Source organism: Paenibacillus sp. 2TAB23, assembly GCF_052115165.1.
In the GTDB taxonomy this organism is placed as follows: domain Bacteria; phylum Bacillota; class Bacilli; order Paenibacillales; family Paenibacillaceae; genus Pristimantibacillus.
Genome location: NZ_JBFRGD010000010.1, coordinates 231,096 through 249,355 on the forward strand (window position 1 = coordinate 231,096; position 18,260 = coordinate 249,355).

Annotated in this window: 20 protein-coding genes; all 20 read left to right on the top strand. The window is 43.9% G+C overall.

Annotation, left to right across the window (positions count from 1 at the left end; all coding sequences use genetic code 11):
* Positions 1 to 76: 76 nt before the first annotated feature.
* The 20 genes from AB4Z29_RS16480 to AB4Z29_RS16575 all read left to right on the top strand — a co-directional run bounded on the left by AB4Z29_RS16480 (position 77) and on the right by AB4Z29_RS16575 (position 18,257).
* Complete coding sequence (locus AB4Z29_RS16480; protein ID WP_441944121.1) at positions 77 to 307, top strand: hypothetical protein; 231 nt, start codon at positions 77 to 79, stop codon at positions 305 to 307.
* A 65-nt stretch (positions 308 to 372) separates the two neighbouring features.
* Positions 373 to 3,459: a glycosyl hydrolase gene (locus AB4Z29_RS16485; RefSeq protein ID WP_441944122.1), complete on the top strand. Its 3,087-nt coding sequence runs from the start codon at positions 373 to 375 to the stop codon at positions 3,457 to 3,459.
* Between the two features lie 424 nt (positions 3,460 to 3,883).
* Complete coding sequence (locus tag AB4Z29_RS16490; protein ID WP_441944123.1) at positions 3,884 to 4,369, top strand: hypothetical protein; 486 nt, start codon at positions 3,884 to 3,886, stop codon at positions 4,367 to 4,369.
* 29 nt (positions 4,370 to 4,398) lie between these two features.
* A complete protein-coding gene (locus AB4Z29_RS16495) occupies positions 4,399 to 5,508 on the top strand; it encodes a methyl-accepting chemotaxis protein (RefSeq protein WP_441944124.1) in 1,110 nt (369 codons plus the stop codon).
* A gap of 462 nt (positions 5,509 to 5,970) precedes the next feature.
* Positions 5,971 to 6,324, top strand: coding sequence for a DoxX family protein (locus tag AB4Z29_RS16500; protein WP_441944125.1), 354 nt, complete (start codon positions 5,971 to 5,973; stop codon positions 6,322 to 6,324).
* A gap of 120 nt (positions 6,325 to 6,444) precedes the next feature.
* A complete protein-coding gene (locus tag AB4Z29_RS16505) occupies positions 6,445 to 6,906 on the top strand; it encodes a MarR family winged helix-turn-helix transcriptional regulator (RefSeq protein WP_441944126.1) in 462 nt (153 codons plus the stop codon).
* Between the two features lie 60 nt (positions 6,907 to 6,966).
* Positions 6,967 to 8,031: an Atu2307/SP_0267 family LLM class monooxygenase gene (locus AB4Z29_RS16510; RefSeq protein WP_441944127.1), complete on the top strand. Its 1,065-nt coding sequence runs from the start codon at positions 6,967 to 6,969 to the stop codon at positions 8,029 to 8,031.
* 124 nt (positions 8,032 to 8,155) lie between these two features.
* A complete protein-coding gene (locus AB4Z29_RS16515; RefSeq protein WP_441944128.1) occupies positions 8,156 to 8,923 on the top strand; it encodes an SDR family NAD(P)-dependent oxidoreductase in 768 nt (255 codons plus the stop codon).
* Positions 8,924 to 9,024: 101 nt separating this feature from the next.
* A complete protein-coding gene (locus AB4Z29_RS16520) occupies positions 9,025 to 9,456 on the top strand; it encodes an Ohr family peroxiredoxin (protein ID WP_441944129.1) in 432 nt (143 codons plus the stop codon).
* 147 nt (positions 9,457 to 9,603) lie between these two features.
* Complete coding sequence (locus AB4Z29_RS16525; protein ID WP_441944130.1) at positions 9,604 to 10,377, top strand: SDR family NAD(P)-dependent oxidoreductase; 774 nt, start codon at positions 9,604 to 9,606, stop codon at positions 10,375 to 10,377.
* A 136-nt stretch (positions 10,378 to 10,513) separates the two neighbouring features.
* Positions 10,514 to 11,083 carry a TetR/AcrR family transcriptional regulator gene (locus AB4Z29_RS16530; RefSeq protein ID WP_441944131.1) on the top strand — a complete coding sequence of 190 codons (570 nt, stop codon included), beginning with the start codon at positions 10,514 to 10,516 and terminating at the stop codon, positions 11,081 to 11,083.
* A 402-nt stretch (positions 11,084 to 11,485) separates the two neighbouring features.
* A complete protein-coding gene (locus tag AB4Z29_RS16535) occupies positions 11,486 to 11,809 on the top strand; it encodes an NIPSNAP family protein (RefSeq protein WP_441944132.1) in 324 nt (107 codons plus the stop codon).
* A 60-nt stretch (positions 11,810 to 11,869) separates the two neighbouring features.
* On the top strand, positions 11,870 to 12,409 hold the full coding sequence (locus AB4Z29_RS16540) for an NAD(P)H-dependent oxidoreductase (RefSeq protein WP_441944133.1): 540 nt from the start codon (positions 11,870 to 11,872) through the stop codon (positions 12,407 to 12,409).
* Positions 12,409 to 13,044 (top strand): DsbA family oxidoreductase, encoded by a 636-nt coding sequence (locus tag AB4Z29_RS16545; protein WP_441944134.1) that lies wholly within the window; start codon positions 12,409 to 12,411, stop codon positions 13,042 to 13,044. The genes AB4Z29_RS16540 and AB4Z29_RS16545 overlap by 1 nt, the downstream gene beginning before the upstream one ends.
* Positions 13,045 to 13,087: 43 nt before the next feature.
* On the top strand, positions 13,088 to 13,825 hold the full coding sequence (locus AB4Z29_RS16550; RefSeq protein WP_441944135.1) for an SDR family NAD(P)-dependent oxidoreductase: 738 nt from the start codon (positions 13,088 to 13,090) through the stop codon (positions 13,823 to 13,825).
* Between the two features lie 58 nt (positions 13,826 to 13,883).
* Positions 13,884 to 14,147 carry a tautomerase family protein gene (locus tag AB4Z29_RS16555; RefSeq protein WP_441944136.1) on the top strand — a complete coding sequence of 88 codons (264 nt, stop codon included), beginning with the start codon at positions 13,884 to 13,886 and terminating at the stop codon, positions 14,145 to 14,147.
* 512 nt (positions 14,148 to 14,659) lie between these two features.
* Complete coding sequence (locus AB4Z29_RS16560; protein WP_441944137.1) at positions 14,660 to 15,163, top strand: MarR family winged helix-turn-helix transcriptional regulator; 504 nt, start codon at positions 14,660 to 14,662, stop codon at positions 15,161 to 15,163.
* 135 nt (positions 15,164 to 15,298) lie between these two features.
* Positions 15,299 to 16,819: a spore germination protein gene (locus tag AB4Z29_RS16565; RefSeq protein ID WP_441944138.1), complete on the top strand. Its 1,521-nt coding sequence runs from the start codon at positions 15,299 to 15,301 to the stop codon at positions 16,817 to 16,819.
* Between the two features lie 50 nt (positions 16,820 to 16,869).
* Positions 16,870 to 18,030: a Ger(x)C family spore germination protein gene (locus AB4Z29_RS16570; protein ID WP_441944139.1), complete on the top strand. Its 1,161-nt coding sequence runs from the start codon at positions 16,870 to 16,872 to the stop codon at positions 18,028 to 18,030.
* Complete coding sequence (locus tag AB4Z29_RS16575) at positions 18,027 to 18,257, top strand: hypothetical protein (RefSeq protein WP_441944140.1); 231 nt, start codon at positions 18,027 to 18,029, stop codon at positions 18,255 to 18,257. Before AB4Z29_RS16570 ends, AB4Z29_RS16575 begins: the two co-directional genes overlap by 4 nt.
* Positions 18,258 to 18,260 lie beyond the last annotated feature (3 nt).

An 18,260-nucleotide genomic window follows, 5' to 3' on the forward strand; every position in this document is an offset into this window, starting at 1 on the left:
AAGCGGCTGCGAGGATTGAGTGTGTGGTTCTATATGATCTCATAGAGATTAGCTGAGTACGGCTGAGTTTGTGATCATGGAAAGAGATGAAGAAATCTGCCCTTCATGTGCGGTTTACCGCATTATGCCGATGAGAGGGCGCAACTATAATAAGGAGTGGGTATATCAGCTTGGTGAATTTAGTATGCGTTTGGCTATTTATCGCGACTCATTGCGGAAGGCAAAGCATTATATTATAGGTGGCGCATGCTTGTCTATTATTCCGACATCTATCGTTTATTTGGCAATTAATCGATTAAGAAAATGACGACCGAAACTTTGAAAGGATACAGCAGATAGAAAGAAATTACTCGCTGGGGAGGATATGGGGAAATGAACATAAAAGATGGCGTATGGAATTGGGGCAAGCTGCGCGATCCTGACAGCAGCTACAGATCGGTACCGTTGTGGTCATGGAACGACAAGCTGGAGATTGCCGAGATGGAGCGACAGATCGAGGAAATGAATCGAGTCGGCATTGGCGGGTTTTTCATGCACGCCAGGGGCGGGCTTCAAACGCCGTATATGGGCGAGGAATGGATGAACGCAGTTCGTGCATGTATCGAGAAGGCGGAATCGCTGGGCATGGAGCCATGGTTCTACGACGAGAACGGTTGGCCTAGCGGCTTCGGCGGCGGCAGCGTGCCGGCGCTTGGTCTCGTATATCAGCAAAAGAAGCTTGGAATGGAGAAAGCGCCATTCCGCGGAGAAGACCGCTCGCGTGATCTCGGTTATTATGTCCTTGGTGGGACAGGCTGGGTACGGTTGCCGGAGGGGCGCGCAGAGGAGGCGGATATTCGAATTTATTGGGAGGTAAATCCCTATTATATCGACACATTAAGCCGTCAGGCAGTACGGGCATTCATAGACAGCACTTACGAAGCTTATTGGAACAGCTTTGGCGAGTCGTTCAAGCATGTGCTGAAGGGGGTGTTCACGGATGAACCCCAGTTCGGAAGAGGAGAAATTCCATGGTCGTTCGAGATGGAAGATGCGTATCGCCAGCGAAACGACAGGAGCGTGCTCGACATTCTTCCGAGCTTGTTCCTTGATGCCTCCGATGCGAAGGAGCATCGTTATCAGTATTGGTCTTGCGTAACGGAGCTGTTTGTGGACAGCTATGCGAAACAGATCGGTGATTGGTGCGAGGAGAAGGGTTGGTCTCTCGCGGGACATGTTGTCGATGAGCAAACGCTTATGGGACAAGCGACGTCTGTCGGAGATTTGATGTCCTTCTATGAATATATGCAAATTCCAGGCTGCGACTGGCTGGGGCGCTTTGTCGGGGATGAGCCGCTCGTTCCGAAGCAGGTCGGGTCGGTCGCGAGGCAGCTCGGTAAGAAGCGGACGATTACGGAGAGTTACGGCTGCTCCGGCTGGAACGTCAGCATGCAGGATTTGAAGAGGATCGGCGAATGGCAGTTCGTGCATGGCATTAATATGATGTGCCAGCATTTGCAGAGTTACAGCCTGAGAGGACTGCGTAAAAGAGATTACCCGCCGTCCCTGTTCTATCAGCAGCCTTGGTGGACAGATTACAAGCAATATAACGACTTTTTCGCAAGACTCTCCATGCTCTTGTCGGAAGGGGAGAGACAGGCTAGCATCCTGCTTTTGCATCCGATCCGCTCCGCTTGGGTAGAGCAGAAGGGCTTCGACAGCTCGGCCATTGTGCCTTATCATGAGGGCTTCGCGGGACTTTCAAGACTGCTGTGCCGCTCCTTGTTGGAGCATGATTACGGCAGCGAGAGCATTCTAGAGAGGCATGGCAGAGTGGAGGATGGAATGCTTATCGTAGGTGAGGCGGTCTACTCGTCCGTTATCATGCCTCCAAGCGTGACCTGGAGCCGGTCGACGGTGGAGCTATTGGTTGAGTTGGCAGAGCAAGGCGGCAGTGTATTTGTCTTTGATCCATATCCTACTTTAGTGGAAGGTAAAAAAGATGCGCTCCTAGAGCAGTTGTTGGCTTTAGCAATTAAGGTTTGCGCAAATCATCCTGCTATAACGGACGAAATATCTCGAGCAGCGGCACCGTTTGTGCGTATGAAAACGCCGTCAGGAGAACTTATCGCTGATGACAGGATGAACGTTCAGACGCTGAAGCTTGGCGATTCCTGGCTGTATTATATTGTAAACTCGGGAGAAACGAGCTACGGAGAAGTGGAAATTGAGTTACGCCGGGAAGGGCTTGCAACGCTGCTTAATCTGGAAACAGGGAAAGAAGAGATGCTTTTGCAGGAGCAGGGCGTCGGTTTCGCTCGTCTGGTCCTTCCGATTGCGGCTTCACAATCTTATATGCTGAAGCAGGTAAGCCTACCCATAAGCGATACCGGGCGGAAAGAGGAGACAAAGGTGATGGCTGCAGAGGCAGCTTTGCAGACAGACGTAACATTGACTGAGTCTTGGCAGGTAAAGCATGCCGATCTCAATAGCGTAACACTAGACACATGCCGTCTGAGCATTGAAGGTAGGGAGTGGAGCGAGTCGATGCCTGTTATCTATTTGCAGGAAAAGCTGCTTCAGCTTGGTCGCCCTGTACGAATCGCTTGCGAATTTCAATTTTTTGTTGCGTTTGATACGGACCTTGAACGACAGCTTTATCTGGTTATGGAACGGCCTGACAAGGCGAGCATAACATTGAACGGAATTGCGATTTCGAATAAAGACTGCGGCTGGTGGCTCGATACCGCATTCAGGAAGCTCAATCTAAGCGGCAAGCTGCTTGCGGGGGAGAACAAACTCGTCATTGAATCTGAGTTTTACAATGCTCCGGAAACGTACGAAGCGATGGAGCGTGCGAAGACGTTCGAGTCGGAGGGCAATAAGCTAACATACGATACGGAGCTGGAGAGCGTTTATTTGCTAGGCGAGTTTGGCGTAAAGTCTCTCACGCCATTCGTTGACGGAGTGGGCAGAACGGTGCTTGCCGAAGGTCCTTTCACCTTGACGGAAAGTCCAGAAATCCTTGATGGCGGCGACTTGGTAAGGCAAGGATTTCCTTTCTTTGCTGGGCGTTTGACGATTGAACAGACGGTATACGTAGGGGAAGGCTTGCTGGACTCGGAGGCTGTATGGTCATTTAATTCGCAGCCGGATGCGGTTGTAACGAAGCTTCGCGTCAATAGCCACGAAGTGAAGAGCTTCCTATGGGAGCCTTACGTGACGGATATCGGGGCTTTTCTTGTAGCGGGAAATAATCGGATTGAGCTGGAGCTTGCAGGCAGCTGCCGCAATCTGCTCGGCCCCCATCACCATATTAAGCTGGAGCCGCTGAAGATCGGGCCTGACAGCTTCACGAACAAGGTCGGGTGGACGGATCGTGATTTGCCTCCAGAAACACAGGTGTATCAAGAGCGTTATGCTTTCGTTAAATTTGGGTTGTCCGCAGCACCAAAAATGACGATGACGGCAAGGAGATAAGGTGACAAACTAGGTTTTTGATTTTGGAAGATTGCCGAGCAATTGGAATAGATATAATTTTTTCGCTCATGCATACTTTAGCTGATGAATCAATTGCCTTTAGAAGGATATACATTTATTTCCATAAAGCAGTCTTCACAAATGAATCCTGTGAAGACTGCTTTTCTTGTTCAAAATGCAGTTTAATTATGGCATTTCCGAACGATAAATGTCTTTATATTATCTATAAAAATGATACTCATTGTCCGTCGACTCTACAAAACATGTAGCATATGATTAATTTAAATTCTTTAACCAAGAGGATTCTCAATTATGAACATGATACAAGGTTATGAACAAAGTTGTGATGGAGTACGTTCATCTTATAACTTGCTAGTGCATATTGGGTCTATCAAGTTTTAATATTTTAGAGGAGGATTTGAAAATGTCTGTTGAAGTTCATGGATCGGCCGTTAAAAGTGTCATTGAGGGGTGCGGTGTTTTTCAGAAGAGGGTAAAGGCATTGCTTGCAGAAAAAGGAATCGTAGAATTAGAGTTAGAAGCATGGTACTCGCTTGATCATGTAATCACTGTAATTACAGATCTTTCTGCTTCGGTTGGAAGCAACTTATTGCTTGAAATTGGTAAGTACATTCCTAAAAACTCGGTTTTTCCTCCGGAAATTAATAGTTTTGAGAAAGCAGTTGCTCTGCTGAATGTAGCCTATCAGTTGAATCATCGTAATGGAAACTATGGTGAATACAAATGTATTCAAGAAGATACAAAAACCATACGTTTTATTTGTAATGTTCCTTACCCTGCAATGGTCAATTTGGGGATTTTGCGAGGTTTTGCTCGTAAATTCCAATCTTTGGCTACGATTGAGGAAGTCAATATGAATGGCGGAGGAGAGTTTATCATTAGATTGTAACTTCATTTTAAGACAAGGGACTGAATAATGTGATCGAAAAAAATAAAGCATTAAAGATTCTAAAAGCCCTGAAGCGAGGTTACTTGCTCTTAGCAGGAAAACGTTACATCAATGGCTTGAATGCTGATTTTTCAAAAAACGATGCAAATCTTTCTGCACAAACTGAAATAGCAGTTGCTGCCACAGCACATATAAGCCGTGCACATCGCTTAGCGATTATGGAGTTAGTTGATTCAACGGATCAAATTGCCTCTTACTCAGATGAACTTTCAGCATCAACTACCGAAAGTTCACGAGGTATGTCAGCCATTAAATTCAGCACCGAGCAAATTTCTCAAGGAAGTCTACAAATTGCTACATTTAGTGATGAAAGCACTCGGTCTATGGAAGAAATGGCAGAAGGAATTTCTAGGATAGCCGAAGCATCTGCTGTTGTTTACGAGGCATCCATGCAATCTGCTGTAGAAGCGGAGGAAGGCAATATTTCTTTGCAAAGTGTTATGATCCAAATGAATGCCATTACGGAATCAGTAAATGAATCCGATATGCTTATTCATTCATTGGGCGAGAGTTCCAACAAGATACGTGAAATTATTGAATTTATTTCTGGCATTGCATCTCAAACGAACTTGCTCTCACTGAATGCTGCTATTGAGGCTGCACACGCTGGTGAGCATGGCAGAGGATTTGCTGTTGTTGCTGGAGAAGTTAAGAAACTTGCTGAACAATCATCGAAGGCTGCTAAACAAATTACTTATATTCTTGAAGACATACGAAATAAAAATGAGCAGTCAATTAGAGCCATGTCGGATGTTCGTAATGAAGTTAGCACAGGTGTGCAAAAGGTAAGAGAAACAAGTAACGCCTTCCAAAAAATTATTTCTGGCGCCAGACATGTCTCCGAACAAATCCATGATGTTTCTGCAGTCGCCGAGCAGCTTTCAGCAAGCTCAGAAGAAATTGCTGCATCTGTCGCAGAAATGAACCATGTCTCCCAAACGACTGCTCTTAATGTCGGAACTGTATTAAACGCAACAGAAGAGCAGCTTGGCTCGATCGAAGAGATTGCCGCTCTAGGTGAGCATTTGAACCTATTAAACCAAGATTTGCAAGAAAAAATGTCGACACTTTTAGAATAGAATAAAGGAGCCATCCTTTATTTTGATTTCAGCGCGGATACGAATAGCAAGATTCAAATGAATGTAAGCATCACATGCATTAGTAGGGTTCCCATTTTGGCGGCTTCGCCTTTCAGGGATGGCCCTGCTTTTTTTATTATCTGTAGGGCATTAAAACGAAGGATTCCCATGTAGGATGATATTTGTTTGACATGAAAGTGTTTGAATCTATAAATTTTATAACCCCATAATATACAGATCGATTGTAGACATATATGGACGCCAAGCTGCCTAATGCGGAAAAAATGTATTTCCAGATTCATTGAACGCTAAAGCGTTTTTGTCAGGCAAGGTTCTTCTTTGGAAGCATCTCTGTCCTTTTTTTGTGTTGACAGATTTAAATCATATTATTATATTATATATAACTAGATTAAATAATTTTAGATTAAATAATTCTAGTATAAAAATTAGAGGAGTGAGAGTATGCATATTTTTTCGATCGTGCTTCAAAGTATTTTAGCAATTGGGTTTCTGATGTTTGGTTTTAGTAAGTTTGGCAGCAAACAGATGGTGGATGAATTCAAGAGGTACAAGCTGTCATCAGCAATGCGGAACTTTACGGGATTCGTAGAGGTCATCGCCGCAGCCATTATTTTTATTGGCATATGGAACGATGCATACGCTGTGGTTGGCGGGGTCTTAATGGCGGTTACGATGTTTTTTGCGGTTCTTGTCCATTTGGTTCGTGTCAAAGATCCAGTAGTTAAAGCCATGATGCCTATCATTCTGTTTATCCTTGCCGTAGTCGTAATCGGTTTGAACTGGAACACATTATAAGAGAAAAGCTTCGAGAATTGGTGAGAGAGATTTAAGGAAGAGCTATTCCCTTAGACACATCAGGGTGGTGCAGAGTTTGATTATTCTTTGTTTAAGATAGTCAGATAAGGTGGTAGGAGAATGACGGAACGGGATGCTGAGGGTGTGGCTCTTGACGTGAAGCTTTCAAGGGTAATGAGCAAGATGGTAAAAGCTCTGTTCGTGAGCCTGGAACGCAACATTGACAGCTATAATCTGGATAGGGAAACCTTCCAGATTCTCGAGCTTCTTTACAACAAAGGACCGCAGCTCATCAAGAAAATAAGCGAAGCCAATGCGATTCCAAGCGGGAGTATCACCTATGTGGTAGATAAGCTGGAGAAAAAGAGGTTCGTGGAACGGCTTGCAGCACCGGATGATCGACGGCAAACGAATGTAGCCTTGACTGGGGAAGGACGATGTTATTTCGATAATATTTTTCCTAAGCATGCTCAATTCATCTCGGACAATTTGTCATTTGCGACAGACGAGGAGAAGCTCAAACTCATTCATGTGCTGAAGAAAATCGGATACGGTATCAAGAATCGTGAAGGCAATGTTTAAAACGATGGATCGGACTTTTTCTGAGAGATGTATTTTACTTAATAGGAGGGGGATTTGAAAATGGAAATAGGTGTAGATACGTTTGTCGAAACAACTCCAGATGTTCAAACAGGCAAAACAATAAGTCAAGCGGAGCGTCTACGTGAGGTTGTCGAAGAAATTGTCCTTGCTGATCAGGTTGGATTGGATGTATTTGGGGTAGGCGAGCATCACCGTAAGGAATTTGCGGATTCAGCTACGGCTGTTGTGCTGGCGGCAGCAGCTTCCGTGACGAAAAGGATACGCTTGACCAGCTCGGTTTCGGTGCTCTCTGCCGTGGATCCCGTACGTTTGTTTCAGCAATTTGCGACGCTCGATGGCCTATCCAATGGGCGTGCAGAGATTATCGCGGGTAGAGGCTCAATGGTCGATGCGTTCCCATTGTTTGGATATGATTTGCATGACTATGATGAACTTTTCGAGGAAAAATTAGAACTACTTTTAAAATTAAGGGATTCGGAGATCGTATCTTGGAAAGGAGGGCATCGGCCTGCTTTTACGAATCTTGGTGTGTATCCGCGTCCGGTTCAGAATCAATTGCCAGTATGGCTCGGCAGTGGAGGGAATGCGGATTCGGTCATTCGAGCAGGGGTACTTGGATTGCCGCTTGTCTTGGCTATTATTGGTGGAAGCCCTTTGCAATTTGCTCCACTAATACCGCTTTATAAGAATGCTGCTGCCCGTGCAGGACACGATGCTTCGAAACTAAAGGTAGCCGTACACTCACTTGGGTTCATTGCAGAGAGTACTTCGCTTGCGGTCGACAAATATTTTCCTCCTACACAAGCATCGTTTAACTATTTTGGCAAGGAGCGCGGTTGGGCGCCGTATACCCGTTCAAACTTTGATGCATCACGCAGCCTAGAAGGTGCGCTTTACGTAGGCGATCCCGAAACGGTGGCCAACAAAATTATTGAAATGCGCAAACATTTGGGGTTCACACGATTTTTTCTGCATTTACCCGTTGGAACTATGCCGCATGAGGATGTTATGAAAGCTATAGAACTATTGGGCAAGGAAGTCGCACCGCGGGTCCGGGAAGAGGTAGCAAAATGGGAAGCGGAGGAAGGGAAATCCAAATCGTAATCAATCCATTTCTCCAATGAATGGTTTGGCGATCTTTTTACGATATTAACTTTCAGTCAAAGAACAAGTACAGGTGAAGGCTGGATTGGTCAGTCTCTCTCGTAAAACGCTGACAGGAGGAATAATGATGGGAATTCTTGATAATAAAGTTGTGCTTATAACCGGTACAGGCGGAGGGCTGGGACGCGTCGCTGCTCTGACCTTTGCGCGTGAAGGAGCAAAGGTGGTCGGGTGCGACATCAATGTTGAAGCCAATAACGAGACGGTTGAACTCTTGCGCCGCTCTGGCGGTGAAATGACAGGCATTGCACCGGTGGATCTCACTAATCCGGAACAGGTTCAGAAGATGGTGGAGGATGCGGTTTCTGTTTATGGCGGGCTTGATGTTGTTTACAACAACGCAGCTATCCAATATTTTGGCCCGATGCCCGACTTCTCTATCGAAGACTGGCGGCGAACCATCACCGGCGAACTCGACATTCCCTTCTTTGTGTCGAAATTTACATGGCCTCATCTGGTGCAACGCGGTGGAGGTGTTATCATCAACGTCGCATCCATGGCAGGCTTGATCGCAGGAGAGACCCCTCCGATGGTTGGACACAGCGCAGCGAAGGCTGGAGTTATCGCAATGACGCGGCAATTCGCGCTAGAAGGCGCAAAGCACGGTATCCGTGCAGTGGCGATTAGTCCAGGGCCTTTCCTAACTCCGGCAAGTGACCGAGATCTCGGTGACAACCAAGAAGCTCGGGACGCGATAACCAAAAAGACGCTTCTCAAACGCTTCGGTCAACCCGAAGAGCTTGTGGAACTCGCGGTATTCATTGCTTCTGACCGGGCATCTTACATTACAGGTGCCAACTACGTAGTTGATGGTGGCGCGACCGCTTGGTAAAGCTAGCTTTTACAGTTGGATCCTTGATGATTTTTCATAAATAAACAGCAACAGGACAACTTAATTAAGTTGAAATTAGTTACTCAAGGGGAGCTGCGAAAATGATCATTATGCAAAAAAAATTGTACACGGCTACTGTTAACGTTCAGGGTGGCAGAGAGGGCAATGCGGTTTCCAACGATGGAATTCTAAACGTAGACCTTAAAACACCTAAGGAATTAGGCGGGCCTGGTGGAAATGGAACCAATCCAGAGCAGCTATTCGCTGCTGGCTTTGCAGCATGCTTCGAAGGTGCGATAAGTGTTGCACTTCGGAGCAAGAAAATGAAGGCTGAAGGCATAAAAATCGTTTCTCAGGTTTCGTTAGGAAAAGATGAACATGATGGCTTCGTATTGGCAGTCAAATTGGATATTACGATTAACGGCGTTGAAAACAGTATCGCTAAGCAGCTTGTCGAAGATGCTCATGAGATATGTCCTTATTACAGAGCGGTCCGAGGCAATATCCAAGTAGAAACAAACGTAGTCAGTTGATATAGAGTATGGTCTTCGTTAGCGCAATTTTGCACGGATTTGGGATGTAAGACCGGCCGAGCGATAATAGAACTTTGCTGAATAGCCATGACTATCATTGTCAAAAGAGAATGGATGTGGAAAGCATCTTCGAAGGAGTTAACCACAATGGGAAAGCTTGATGGGAAAGTGGCTTTGATTACAGGTGGCAATAGCGGAATCGGATTGGCATCAGCAAAATTGTTCATTGCAGAAGGTGCGAAAGTCGTAATAACTGGACGGGATCAAAATACGTTAAGCTCGGTAGCGCAGGATATTGGACCCAATATCCTTGCGATTCAGGCGGATGCTGCCGATCAAGCAAGCATGGAAAATGTGGTATCCAGAGCAGTTGCGGCTTTCAGCAGACTTGACATCGTATTCGCTAATGCTGGTATTGCAGCTCCTACGCCTTTAGGAAAAACTGAGCTCTCCGTTTTTGCAGAAGTGCTTAAGGTTAATGTAACTGGCGTTTTTTTTACAATACAGGCCGCTTTGCCCCACCTGAAGGAAGGCGCATCGATCATCTTGACTGGCTCCACACGAGCAACAGACGGAGCTCCGGAAAGAGCAGCTTATGCGGCGAGTAAAGGAGCTATTAGCAGCATGGCAAGAGTGTTAGTATCCGAATTGTCGCCACGGGGCATACGCGTAAACACTTTAGTGCCGGGAGCAACACGTACTCCCATATGGAAACGATCAACACCTGAAGAAATAACAAAGCTGGAGGCTGTACATGCTCGTACGATCCCTCTTAACCGAATGGGTATTCCGGAAGAAGTAGCGCAGGCTGCCTTATTCCTTGCTTCAGACGATTCTTCATACGTACAAGGAGCAGAAATTGCCGTTGACGGGGGAGCGAGCGCTGCACCGCTAGGGGCACCAATATATCGGCAGACATAGGCTTGAATGCAATAACATTGCGCGCGTTTGACCGGATTTGGAATATTCATATGTTGCAGAAGCGTTTAGCCCTTGACTGCAGGTTGCCGTTTACCTGCAAGTTGACAGGTTATCTATTGAAAGGTAGAATTGCTTCATGAACAAAAACAAAAATACAGCAGAGTTAATATTGGACACTGCCCAGTCGATCGTACAGGAATTCGGATTTAACGGTTTCAGCTATGCGCATATTGCAGAAAAAGTAGGAATACGTACGGCTAGCATTCATTATTATTTCCCTAACAAAGAGGATCTAGGGAATGCTTTGATTGCGAGGTATTACAAAAATTTCATTTCTGGGATAGCTGAAATTGATTCTGTAACGGAAAACAATCTAGAAAAACTGCGGAAATTCATTTCGTTATATGGTGGACCTGTTCAAGATTATTGTATTTGTATGGGTGTCATGCTTTCCACAGATCTGGCAACCTTGTCAAACCAAACCAGAGAAGGGATTGCAGAGTTATTCACCGCGAATCTGATATGGTTGGAACGAGTATTGGAACAGGGACGCCGCGAAGGGCAACTCAGCTTTAAAGGTGACTCGAATGTGCTCGCTCATCAGTTTCTTGCATCTCTTCAAGGCGCACAATTGCTTGCGAGAAGTTTCCGTGATTTAAATCGATTTGATATGATTGCCAAAGGTCTAATATCCGCTCTAATCTAAAGCAAGCGGATATTGATAGACAAATTCTATCTTCTTATAGGTAGAAAAAGGATCCGAAAAATTGAGAGTTTAGGTTGACACTCTATCTACTAAAAGGTAGAATACAAACATGAACAAAATCAAAACAAAGCGAATATTTATTTTAGACACTTCGTAGTCATCGATTGCTAGTGCTGAGTCATTCACAAATGTTGTGGATATGCTAAATGTTAAACTAGCAAAAGAGGAAAAGTCATTTTATTTAAGGTTTTGAAAGGTACAAGATTTCTAATCTGGATATTCTATCTTTTAATAGGTATATTAATAAGGTTGTCATCAAGCAGAAACGGCAGTAAGCAGAAAACCATCATTGAATTAGAAATGAAACTATTTTGCTATTTTGCTTGAAGGAGGTGCAAACAGATGTTATATGAGCTCCGAATATATGATGTTCATCCAGGTAAAATGAAAGCTATCCAGGACAGATTCAGAGACCATGTTATTCCATTATTCATGAATCACGGCATGAAGGTGCTGCGATTTTGGGAAGATGCGGATGAAGCAAACAACCGTCTTTATTATGTCGTAGAGCATGCCAATATGGAGATGCGAAACCTGAATTATGATCGTTTCCGCAGCGATCCTGAATGGATTGAAGTGAGACGGATCTCTGAGCTTGATGGACCATTAGTTCTCAAACAAGAAAGTGTATTTATGAAAAATACAGATTTTTTCGAAAATAAATAACTAGAATATAGGCAATTTGTCCAGTAATTCAAATAAAAAATATGAAATGGAGCAACTAAAATGAAAACATTAGTAATCGTTACTCACCCGAACATCGAGGCATCCCACTGGAATAAATCATGGGTGGAAGAATTGAAAAAGCATGATGATATCACGATTCATGAATTATATAAAGAATATCCAGATGAAAATATCGATGTTTCCAAAGAGCAGCAGCTAATCGAAGCGCATGACCGCATAATTTTTCAATATCCGCTTTATTGGTACAGCACGCCGCCATTATTGAAAAAATGGTTTGATTCCGTATTGCTTTATGGCTGGGCTTACGGACCGGATGCTACAAAAACAGTAGGGAAAGAAATCGGAGTGGCGATCTCGACTTACGGTACGAAGGAGTCCTATCAAGCAACAGGTTCCAATCGTTTCACCTTGGAAGAAATATTGAACCCAATGCAAGCGCTGGCGCGTTTCATTAGTGCTGAATACTTGCCACATTTCTCACTAAGCGACACTTCCGATGTGTCGGAGGAACGTCTAGTGCAAAGCAGCATCGATTACGTACAACATATCAAAACGGTAAAACCGGTTGCTGGTGAATAATGAAGAAAAATTTGACCATAGACGTTTATATGGACACGATTTGCCCCTGGTGCCGTATGGGAACGACCAGTCTGAGACAAGCTTTGAAGCAGCTGCCGGATGGGACGAAGGCTACCGTACGTTGGCACGCCTATCAGCTTAACCCTGGTATTCGCCTTGAAGGAGAAGATTATCGCCAGGTTATGATTGCAAGATTAGGCGGTCAAACCCAATTCGAAGCTAGAATGAAGCAATATAACGATACCGGTGCTCAATTCGGCCTTGCATTTAATATGGATATTGTGAGATATACGCCGAATACGACGTTATCCCATCAATTAATTGCGATTGCACCTGAGGAATTGCAAGAGCAATTGATAGACAATATCTATACGGCCTATTTTGAAAAAGGGATTAATATCGGTGATGTGGATGAACTTGTGGAAATAGCTAGAGCTAGCGGTGTCAAAGAGGATGCAGTTGGACTCAAACTACGCCTTATTAAAGGAGATGGGCTTGAAAAAGTTGAAGATGGCCAACGCAGCGCGCAAAATCTGGGAATTAGAGGCGTACCATTCTTTGTCATTAATGAGGAGATTAGCCTATCCGGTCTTCGATCTCCAAATGAATTTAATAACGTATTTGAAGCTAATTAAATAGCTGCGATGAATTACACACACAGAAAAGGAGAATTTATAAATGAGTATTAGGGGAAAGGTGTTTGTCATAACTGGCGGAAGCAGCGGGCTCGGGAAAGCTATGGCCATTGAGATGGTAAATCGTGGAGCGAATGTCGTCATCAATGGACGTCGAGAGCAGGAGTTATCTATGGCTGCAAAAGAAATCGATCCTACTGGCAAACATGTGTGGTTTGTTGCTGGCAATGTTGCAGACCCAAAGACCGCGAAACGCTTAATTGACGATAGTGTTGCTCACTTTGGACGCGTAGATACGCTGGTTAATAATGCAGGCATCTTCATCTCCAAGCCATTTACGGAGTACTCAGAAGCGGACTTTGAAACGTATATTTCGACTAACGTCGTCGGCTTTTTCCATGTGACCCAACATGCGGTCTCGGAAATGCTGAAGCAAGGAACGGGGCATATTGTTACGATCACAACGAGTCTGGTGGATCAACCATCGACTTCTGTTCCTTCTGTACTCGCTTCATTAACGAAAGGCGGCCTAAAATCTGCGACCAAATCATTAGCTATTGAGTATGCTTCCCGAGGCATTCGCGTGAATGCAGTCGCACCGGGAGTTATTAAAACCCCTATGCATCCTGTTGAGTCACATGAAGCGCTAGCTAAACTACATCCAATGGGGCGAATGGGCGAATCGCATGAAATCGTTGATGCCGTCTTATATCTGGATTCAGCCAACTTCGTAACGGGTGAAACCCTTTATGTTGATGGTGGACAAAATGCGGGACACTAATCAAATCAATAAGTAGAATAAAAAGGCTTAGCTATTCAAATAGAAGGGGGATAATCCTATGCCGATCGTAACGATTCAAGTGACCCGTGAGGGCACAGCATCAGATCGACAGACAGTCTCGGCGGAAGAGAAGGCAGCGCTCATTAAAGGAGTCAGTGAGCTTCTGCTCAACGTACTGAACAAGCCGTTAGAATCTACTTTCGTCGTTATCGAAGAGGTTGATACCGAAAATTGGGGTTGGGGCGGGCTGCCTGTGTTGGAGTATCGCCAGAAGCTTGCTGCAAGCCTAAAGGCTGAAAGTACTGGGTCCATAAACGAATAATAAATAGGGGCTGACTCAAAAGGGGCGCTCCCTGAAGAAGCAGCTCGTACAATCGAAAATAAGAAGAAATTCGAATTAAACAAGCGTTGCAGAGTGCTATTCTGCAACGCTTGTTTTTGATTTTGGTCTCTTGCTGCTTTCTTCAGCAAATTGTGTTAAACAGAGCATTTAAATGATTCTGGAGAAGCGTCAGCGGTCGTTTTTGTGAAGGGATTTGGGCCTTACCTCGTTGATTCAAAGGAATCTTTGAGCAACGGCGATCGGAAGGATATTTAAATGTGCAGTTTGCCGTTTAACCTGAACAACAAAGATAGAACATCGTCAAACTACTGACTTATGGGACAGCCCCTTTTGTTTGCGAAAAGTTTTACCATCCGGAATCACATGGCATAGCCCACTAATTTCTTGTGCAAGTTGACATCTGCAAATGATCGAACTATATTAAATATCAATAGAATAAATAATTATAGGATAATGCTTAAGCGTATATAAACCAGAAAAGGCGGTTGAAAATGACAGAACGCTCTGATGAGGGAAAAGCTCTCGATTTGAGGCTAATCCGCGTAATTAAAAACATGGTGGCAACACTCTACAGCAGCTTAGAGCACGATATTGACAGCTATGGGCTTAGTATGGAGACCTTTCAAATTCTAGAATTCCTATACAACAAGGGCCCGCAGCCTATTCAGAAAATAAGCGAAGCCTTCTCGATTCCAAGCGGGAGCATTACCTACGTGGTAGACAAGCTGGAGAAGAAGGAGCTTGTGGAACGTTTACCTATCCCGGGTGACCGACGGAAAACAAATGTGAATATGACGGATGAAGGAAAGAAATATTTTGACAATATTTTCCCGCAGCATGTCCAGACAATCTCTGACAATTTGTCATTTGCGACAGATGAGGAGAAGCTTGAGCTGATTGAAGTTCTTAAAAAAATCGGGTATGGCATCAAAAATCGCCAAGGCAACTCAAATGAAGAGGAAAACAATACTTCTAGCCCTGCAGATCAAAAATGATCTGCGGGTTTTTTTTTTAGCGTCCAAGCTTACGCCATCGGCTAAAACTCAGCATGCACCTTCATGACTATTCGAATATGTTTTTCTTCAATTGGAATAATAACAGCATGAATTCTACAATTTGGAGGTACTTTCATGAGAGGGTTTATAAGAGGTAAATCCAAAAAATACGAAGAAAAGCTTAAAATGAAAAGCACTATTCTAGAGGAGAAAAATGAAATAGAGTTTACTGAGGAAATTGAGCAAAACGAAAAGATTCTAAAAGAAACGTTTTTGGATTGTTCAGACTTGGAGTACCGATGGATAGAAGATAATTCTAATATGAAATGTCTCGTAGTTTACATAAATAATTTGATCGATGAAAAATTGCTTGATGAGCATATTATTAAACCATTGCTAATACAACATATTCCAAATGCATCAAGTGATCTAAAAAATAAGTGGATTTCTATTGGCTCCACGAACAACTCTACAAAATTATCAGATACTGTGCGTAATTTGTTGGAAGGTCATGCCGCTGTTCTCATTGCAGGCAGTAGCAATGTGATGACGGTTTCCATTCCCGGTTCAACCAAAAGAAGTCTTGATGAACCGTCCTCCGAGCCGGTCATTCGCGGACCAAGAGACGGCTTTATCGAACACATTTCTACAAACATAAGTCTAATACGCGCAAGACTCAAAACGTCAAAATTAAAGATTGAGTATATGACTTTAGGAGAGCATTCCCAAACTAGAATAGCCATTTCATACCTAAAGGGTATTGCGGAGGATACATTAGTTGAAGAAGTGAGAACAAGATTGCTGCCGATTCAATTGGACGGTGTTCTTGACTCAGGGTATATTGAAGAATTTATCGAGGATCAACCTTATTCACCATTCCCTCAGGTTCATAGCACGGAACGTCCTGATGTGGTCGCTGCTGAATTGCTAGAAGGAAAAGTAGCCATCCTGGTTGATACAACTCCATTTGTCCTTATTGTTCCGATGACGTTCTGGACGGGACTTCAAGCAAGCGAAGATTATTATATTCGTTGGCCAGTCGCTACCTTTGTTCGGTGGATTCGATTCCTTTTTATTAATTTTGCGATTTTTGCTCCACCTTTATATGTAGCGATTACGACCTTCCATCAGGAAATGATCCCAACTAATCTTGTGCTAAGTATTGCAGCCTCTCGAGAAGCTGTACCTTTTCCTGCGATGATTGAGGCTTTGCTTATTGAGATCATATTTGAAGCTCTACGGGAAGCCGGCATTCGGCTGCCTAAACAGATCGGCCAAGCTATAAGCATTGTTGGTGGTTTAGTCATTGGCCAGGCAGCTGTCCAAGCAGGATTAATATCCGCTCCGGTAGTTATAATCGTGTCCATCACTGGAATTTCCATGTTTACGATTCCTCGATATAGTTTTGCAAACGGAATCCGTTTCCTTCGTTTTCCGATGTTATTTTTAGCGGGGACTATGGGACTCTATGGTATTGTTCTAGGATTTCTAGGCATCATTCTACACGTGACCTCACTTCGTTCGTTCGGTGTTCTTTATTTTTCTCCAATCACTCCGCTTAAATTTACCGCCTTGAAGGATGTTTTCATAAGGATACCGATTTGGATGAAATTTCGCCATTCAATAAAGCCGAAATCGCGAGAAGGAAGGAATTAGCAGCCTTTGACAGTAGGATGACGGTGTATAGAAGGATTGGGGGGTTAAAGATGAGAATAGCAAAAGCTATGATATTGCTCGTATTTGTTATCCTATGCGGATGTTGGGATCGTACTGAAATTAATGATCTTGCATTTGTTACGGCTACGGCATTAGATCTTACGGATAACGGCAATATCTTATGTTCCCTTCAAATCGCCATACCTGCATCCATTGAAGGGGGGAGAAGCGGTGGCGGGAAAGATAATCAGTTCTTCATTATATCCGCAGAAGGCAAAGATGGAAACGAGATTCACCGAAAGCTTCAGAAGAAAAGCTCTCGTATGTTATTTCTCTCACATCGCAGCGTCATTTTCGTTAGCGAACGTTTAGCTAAGCATGGAATCGGCGACGTTCTGGATATTTTCACTCATGATCCAAAGAATCGCTTAAAGACCTATATCATGGTAGTGAAAGGGGGAGAAGGCCGGAACATTCTGAAAATGAATTATCCCTTGAAGCAAGTATCAATTGAAGCGGTGAAGGAAATGGAAATTTCAGGTGAGGATGTGGCTGTCACCTTACGTGATTTTTTTATTACGTATGCAAGTGAGGGGGTTCATCCCGTTGCAGGAACCATTGAACCCGATATCCACACCAAAGATACAGATAAGGAAATATTTAATTTTGCTGGCTCTGGTGTCTTTAAAGACTTCAAATTATTTGGTTTATTAAATGAAAAAGATACATTGGGGCTCTTGTGGGTGACAGATAAGCTCAAGACCGGCCGTATCACAACTAATTTACCCAATGGCGGGGAAGTTGGTTTGGTATTGAACCATGCACACAGCAAAATCATAACACAGCCTTTAAATAATTCCGTACAATTTAAGATCCGGCTTGAAGGTCAAGGGAGCTTGGCAGAGAACACTTCGAACTTGGACATTAACGAGCCGAATCATTTGAAGATTATAAAAAAAGAGTTGGAAAACGCTGTAAAGGAACAGGTTCAAGCTTTTCTATTTAAAATCCAAAAGAAATATAAAGTGGATAGTGTCGGTTTTGGCCAAGAAATCTATAAGAATTACCCTGAGAAGTGGGCTGTTTTGAAACCAAATTGGGATACGCTGTTTCCAAAGGCATCTATAGCGATTGAAGTAAGCTTGACGATAAAAGGAGCCGGAATGGTACATTCTTCTTTCGGATCGCAAGCTGAGGGGGGCGAGAAATGATTGTGCAAATCGCAGCTTTTATACTCGGCATGTTAGGCTTGACTATCTACAGCGTTCAGAGCTTGTTGAAAAAACAACAAGCTAGAGTGGCTATATTATATAGTGGCTTGATGGGGATATGCATGATCTTCGGCTCTTTCATATTTGCCAAGGTTCATGTTCCAAGCACAATTACGCCATTGAAAACCATATTTGAACCCATCGGGAAAATCATTTTAAAACAATGAATG